The organism is Vibrio zhanjiangensis, from assembly GCF_030161235.1.
Classification (GTDB): Bacteria; Pseudomonadota; Gammaproteobacteria; order Enterobacterales; family Vibrionaceae; genus Vibrio; species Vibrio zhanjiangensis.
Genome location: NZ_BSPW01000075.1, coordinates 1 through 697 on the forward strand (window position 1 = coordinate 1; position 697 = coordinate 697).

The following is a 697-nucleotide window of genomic DNA, read 5'->3' on the forward strand; positions in this document are numbered from 1 at the left end:
GAATGTAAGGATACGACAGAGTCGAATGGTATTTATCCCGTCAAGATCCCTCAGTAATGACACAGTTCGTCTAAAAACAGTGTGCCACCATCGGCTTGTGAGGCTGCTCCTTTTCTATCTGTTGTTGCTCCGGTAAACGCGCCTTTGATATGACCAAAGATTTCGCTTTCCATCAAGTCTTTGGGGATAGCGCCGCAGTTGATGGCGACAAAAGGTTTATCTCTGCGTTTACTTTCTCGGTGAATAGCCTCAGCGCACACTTCTTTACCCGTGCCACTTTCACCAATAATAAATACACTGGCGTTGGTTGGCGCGACTGAATCTATGATTTTATAAACACCTTGCATTGGTAAACAAGCGCCAATAAAGCCATGAAAGCGATCCCTGTCAAATTTGGCTTCGATGTTTTCTACTAAATGTTCCAGTTTTGCTTGTTGTAGATGCAGGTTGATAGAAGTCTTTAATCTATCCGCCTGAATCGGCTTTTCTAGGAAGTCCTTGGCTCCTTTTTGCAGCAAGTTTACAGCGGTATCGACGGAACCATGGGCGGTGGCAATAACGACGGAAGTCGGAACTTGCTTTTCATTGATCCAGTCCAAAATATCTTCGCCGTCCATATCAGGTAGCTTGAGATCAGAAGTGGACCCCAATGGTTGGACACATAAACTAATTCCTTAAGTGGTTGATCCAGCTTATG

1 pseudogene is annotated in these 697 nt (G+C 44.6%); it reads right to left on the reverse strand.

The window, feature by feature from the left end:
- Positions 1 to 59: 59 nt before the first annotated feature.
- Positions 60 to 635: pseudogene (locus QQK21_RS16385) on the reverse strand (sigma-54-dependent transcriptional regulator); the annotation flags it as partial.
- Positions 636 to 697: the final 62 nt, after the last annotated feature.